Consider the following 2,537-nt stretch of genomic DNA (forward strand, 5'->3'; position numbering starts at 1 on the left):
AAGCTTTAAACAGCTAAATTCGGGGTTTTTGTGTTATATTTTTGTTAATTATTCCACTGGTTATCAGGCAGTTAATAAATCAGCAAGAAGCCCTAAATATATTGCCAAAAAACAAAAGCAGAGGAATTAGATAATGTTCTGTCATTTTATCTGTCTTGGTATTCATATTTCAAGGATTTTTAAATGTACTTTACTTGGCTTTGGGTAATAGTTTCTTAACAATTATTGCAATTAGATAACCATAGAAAGCCATGGCTACCAGTAAAGAAGGAACACCTAAACCCAGCTTCATACTCAAGATTCCAATAATCACAATAGTGCTCATAATTCCAATGGTCCATTGGCTAAGTTGAGATTTTAAAGAGATGGTTTTTCCAAGCCTTGATTTTAATTTTCTGGTACGCTCTAAATAAATGATAAAGCCACTCAAAGAAAGATAGCCTGAGCTCAAGGCCAACAGAAAATATAGTATTTTCAATGAGATTCCGGCAAAATCTCCAAAATGAAAAGACTCCTGAACATAGTATAATTTAGCTCCAAAATTTTGATCACTGATATTGTACTTAAACAGCAATTCCTGTTTTTGCTTATCAAATACAAGTTTGTTAGAACGCCTTTCATAGGCCTGTCCAGGTACATTTCCTAAAACCTGCACAATGCCCTCCCCATTGGTAGTAGGCCGTATAAACCAGGGAATCATATTGGGAAATTCTATCTGAGACTTTTGATAAATGGCATCGAAATCCAGACTATAATTCATGTCTTCTTTTTCGGTAAAAACCTTTTCTTTTCGGCTGAAATTATTGGGCTGGGGGATATCTAGTCCATACATTATATAAGATTGAAGTCCCAACCATGCTCCTGTAATTCCAATCATCATATTGAAAGCAAGAGCACTTATACCGATAAACTTATGTAAATCAGCTTGGGTAATTCTTAGTTTATTAGAGCGAATTTTCCCAAAAGGCTGCTTTTTCATAAACTTACCATATATAAGTAAACCGGTAATGGTGGATAAGAAAAGAGCGATTCCGGCCAAACCTACGATTTGTCTTCCATAATACGCTTCATAAAACCGGACATGAATGTTCCTTAAAAAATAACTAAAAGATTTAAAATAATTCCTTTCGCCTAGGACCTCACCCGTATGGGGGTTAATGAAAACTTCCCAAATCATGGGATTCAACCGGCTCTTTTCTTTCGGCATAAGGCGAATTATCCAGGTATCTAAGTAGGCCTTTGGCATTTCAACCTCAAAAAGATATTTGTCCGGATGCATGGGTAGCACTTTGGCGACAGCCTCTGTTAATGAAGCTTTTTCAGCACTAGGTTCAACCTGCCTAAGATTGGGGTTAAGCAATTGATCAATTTCCGGTCTAAACAAGGCAGCAGCACCTGTTATACTCAGAAATAGTATGACAATACCGGTATACAGGCCCAGCCAATTGTGAATTTTCCAGAGAAGGTTTTTATTCATACTAAAGTAAAACCACCTTTCTTAAATGGTTAAAGAAAGGTAGTTTGATTATTTAAAATATATAGGAGATGGTTGTCATTGCATTTCTCGGTGCACCCGGGAATGCACGCAGATAATCGTATCCGCCTACCCAGTGTGTCTTATCAAACAGATTGTTGACATTCATTTGGATTTGAAACCGATTCATTTTATAGTAAACGGCAGCATCGAATAATTCATAACTTGGGAATATAGGTGGGTTATCGGATGATCCTAAAGATCCGTATCTTTCAGAAACGAAATTGGCACCAAAACCAAAACCTAAGCCTGTAAGATTCCCTTCTTTAATCAAGTATTTAGTCCAAATATTCCCGGTATTTCTAGGGGCATTTGGTTTTTGTCTCCCTATTAGGTTTTCATCGTCACTCTGTGTAATAACAGCATCATTAAAGGCATAACTAACTGTTATGCTCCAATTGGGAGTGATATTTCCGGCCAAGTCAATTTCTACACCTTTGGATACCTCTTCTCCATTTTGTACCAACAGATCAGGTTGGCCCGGTTCATTGGCATTGTAAAGGGAACCCCATTCTTTCAGGTTATACAATGCAAGACTTCCGCTTAATTTTCCATCAAACCATTCACTTTTTGTCCCCATTTCTAGCAATTCGCTGGTTAATGGATCAAATGGGCCTCCCGCGTCCGGGTTATTGATTACTGTGGCTGTTTGCGGTTGGAATCCTTGTACATAGGTACCATAGACATTGATTTTAGGACTGAGGCTGTATACAAGTCCAAGACGGGGAATCAAAGCATTTTGGGTTACCTCTTCTTCTGTTCCTACTTTATAATTCAGGACGTCACTGTAAAACTCTTGCCTTAAACCTAAAAGCACTTTAAGTTTTCCAATACTGGCTTGTTCTTGGATATAAAAACCATGAGAATTAAGCTTTGAAGGCGCAAAATTGCTTGTACTGTAAATGTATTTACTCATATCCCTCATTTGGTTGGCAAATGGGTCTGTCAGGTCAAAATGCGCCACTATTGGCACTGGATTTCCATTGCTGTCAAGCAAGTAATC

2 protein-coding genes are annotated in these 2,537 nt (G+C 37.7%); both read right to left on the bottom strand.

Annotated elements, in window-relative coordinates; translation table 11 throughout:
• Positions 1 to 190: 190 nt before the first annotated feature.
• A complete protein-coding gene (locus AAC037_RS23355) occupies positions 191 to 1,477 on the bottom strand; it encodes a PepSY-associated TM helix domain-containing protein (RefSeq protein ID WP_339906021.1) in 1,287 nt (428 codons plus the stop codon).
• A 52-nt stretch (positions 1,478 to 1,529) separates the two neighbouring features.
• A partial coding sequence (locus AAC037_RS23360; RefSeq protein ID WP_339906023.1) for a TonB-dependent receptor occupies positions 1,530 to 2,537 on the bottom strand: 1,008 nt, incomplete at its 5' end.

The organism is uncultured Cyclobacterium sp. (assembly GCF_963976465.1).
Classification (GTDB): domain Bacteria; phylum Bacteroidota; class Bacteroidia; order Cytophagales; family Cyclobacteriaceae; genus Cyclobacterium.

Excerpts from the sequence above, each read along its gene's own strand:
- AAC037_RS23355 (WP_339906021.1), bottom strand. The coding sequence starts at position 1,477 with ATGAATAAAAACCTTCTCTGGAAAATTCACAATTGGCTGGGCCTGTAT.